This window comes from Amycolatopsis sp. NPDC059027 (assembly GCF_042739735.1).
Classification (GTDB): domain Bacteria; phylum Actinomycetota; class Actinomycetes; order Mycobacteriales; family Pseudonocardiaceae; genus Amycolatopsis.
Window position 1 is genome coordinate 1 of record NZ_JBHYIK010000165.1, and the last position, 2,383, is coordinate 2,383.

3 protein-coding genes are annotated in these 2,383 nt (G+C 72.3%); all 3 read right to left on the minus strand.

Translation table 11 applies throughout. The features are described 5' to 3' along the window. Positions 1 to 54 precede the first annotated feature (54 nt). Genes lipB through ACFWY9_RS44875 form a run of 3 tightly spaced genes read right to left on the minus strand, consistent with a single transcriptional unit; the run spans position 55 to position 2,299 of the window. On the minus strand, positions 55 to 795 hold the full coding sequence (gene lipB / locus ACFWY9_RS44865; protein ID WP_378341768.1) for a lipoyl(octanoyl) transferase LipB: 741 nt from the start codon (positions 793 to 795) through the stop codon (positions 55 to 57). Continuing rightward, positions 792 to 1,418 (minus strand): phosphatase PAP2 family protein, encoded by a 627-nt coding sequence (locus tag ACFWY9_RS44870; RefSeq protein WP_378341769.1) that lies wholly within the window; start codon positions 1,416 to 1,418, stop codon positions 792 to 794. Before ACFWY9_RS44870 ends, lipB begins: the two co-directional genes overlap by 4 nt. Further along, positions 1,415 to 2,299, minus strand: coding sequence for a TIGR01777 family oxidoreductase (locus tag ACFWY9_RS44875; protein ID WP_378341770.1), 885 nt, complete (start codon positions 2,297 to 2,299; stop codon positions 1,415 to 1,417). The genes ACFWY9_RS44870 and ACFWY9_RS44875 overlap by 4 nt, the downstream gene beginning before the upstream one ends. Positions 2,300 to 2,383 lie beyond the last annotated feature (84 nt).

The window sequence follows — 2,383 nt, forward strand, 5'->3', positions numbered from 1 at the left end:
CACCTTACGGGCGCCGGACGCCCGTAAGGTGGCCTTAACGGCACTTCGGGCGAGTCAGTTCTGGAGGGCGAAGGTGACGCCGGGAGCGCTCGGGGCCTCGGGGCGGGGCAGGGCGCGGTCGGTGACCGGGAGGTCGCCTTCGAGCGCGGCGAGGACCGCGTCACGGGTCATCGGGAGGATTTCGGCGACCGTGACGTCCCGGCCGAGTTCGGCCGACAGCGACGTCACCCCGGCGTCGCGGATCCCGCACGGGACGATGGTGTCGAACGCGCCCAGGTCGGCGTTGCAGTTCAGCTCGAATCCGTGCATCGTCACCCCGCGCTGCACGCGGATGCCGATCGCCGCGATCTTGCGCTCGATGCCCTTGTCGTCGGCAGGAATCCAGACTCCGCTGCGGCCCTCGACGCGGCCGCTGCGCACACCGAGCCGATCGCACACCGAAATGAGCGCTTCCTCCAGCCGCCGCACGTAGTGGACCACGTCGATCGGGTCGGCGAGCTTCACGATCGGGTAACCCACCAGCTGGCCCGGTCCGTGCCAGGTGATCTTGCCGCCGCGGTCGACGTCGATCACCGGGGTGCCGTCCCGCGGCCGGTCATCGGGCTCCGTGCGCTTGCCCGCGGTGTACACCGAGGGGTGTTCGAGCAGCAGCATCGTGTCCGGGCCGGTGCCGTCGGCGCGGGCGGTGAGGTACCGGCGCTGCAACTCCCACGCCTCGGTGTAGTCGATCGTGCCGAGCTCGCGGACGTCCACGGGTTCGGTGCTGGCGCGGCAGGAATCGCTCGAAGAACTCACCCAGCGAGATTACGCCCGCCCGGCGGCGCGGGCAGCAGCCCGGCGGCGGCCGCTGTGACCAGGCCGACACCGAGCACGGCGAGCACGGCGCCGACGGTGTCGGTGACCCAGTGGACGCCGAGCACGATCCGGCAGGCCGCGCCCAGCACGGTGGCCGCGACGGCCACTCCCACGGCCCAGCGCACCAGCCGCGGCGCCAGCCAGGCACACAGCAGGACGGCGACGAATCCCGTGCTCGCAACGGAAACGACGTGCCCGCTCGGATAGCTCGTCTCGGGATACACGCGCGGCCGCTGCCGGTCGAACAGCGGCTTGCCCAGAACGCTCGTGAGGCGGCACACCACCAGCACCACGCCGAGCCGCAGACAGAGCTTCGTGCGTTCTCGCCACCGCAACGCGACGGCGATCAGCGCGACGCCGAGCAGGTAGGGCAGCACCGGGCTGAGGACGTACGTCAGCACACCCGCGACACGCCCGAGCGGCCGGGAATCCTCACCCCGCAAGGAGTTCGCGACAGCGGCGTCGAGGGCGGGAGGCTGACGCGCGACCAGGACGCCGAGGACGAGGAACGCGGCGAACAGCACCAGGCCGGACACCACCCAGCGCACCCTGGGCACGGTCATGTCGCGGCGGCCAGCGCGCTCCCGACGTCGCGGTGGCGGAACTCGTAGCCGGATTCCTCCAGCGCCCGGGGCAGCGCGCGCTGACCGAACAGGGCCATTTCCTCCGCGGCCTGGCCGAGCGCGATCCGCATCGCGAAGGCGGGCACCTGCCACGGCGCCGGACGATGCACGGCGCGGCCGAGCGCACGCGTGAACTCGGTGTTGGTCACCGGGGCCGGGCCGGTCAGATTCACCGGGCCCGCAAGGGTTTCGTGCTCCAGCGCGTACACGAGCGCGCCGATCTCGTCGTCGAGGGCGATCCACGGCTGGTACTGGCGTCCGTCGCCGAGCCTGCCGCCCAGCCCCAGCCGGAACAGCGGCCGCAGCACGGTGAGCAGTCCGCCCTTGGGGGCGAGCACCAGCCCCGTGCGCGCCAGCACGACGCGGGCGCCGCCGTCCCGCGCCGACGCCGTCGCGGCCTCCCACGCGGTGCAGAGTTCGGCGAGGAAGCCTTGTCCCGCCGGGGTTTTCTCGTCCACAACGGACTGTCCGGTGTCGCCGTAGAAGCCGACGGCGGAGGCGTTCACGAGTACGCCGACGCGATGTTCGGCGACGGCTTCAGCGAGGACCTCGGTGGGTTCGACCCTGCTGTCGAGCAGCAGCTGCTTGCGCATCCCGCTCCAGCGGCCCGGCAGCAGCGGGGCGCCGCAGAGGTTGACGACCGCGTCGACGCCGTCGAACGTGCCGGGCGAGATCTCCCCGGCCGGGGGATCCCAGCGCCGCTCGTCCGGACGGCGCGGCTCGCGCCGCACCAGCCTGCGGATGTCGTGACCGCGCTCGGAGAGCCGCGCGGTCAACGCCGAGCCGATCAGCCCGCTGGAGCCCGCGATCAGTACGCGCATATGCCGATCGTGTCCTATCGGGACCGGGGGCGCACATCCGGCCCCGGAAAGCCGTGAAGGCCTCCTTCACAGCGGTGAGCGCTG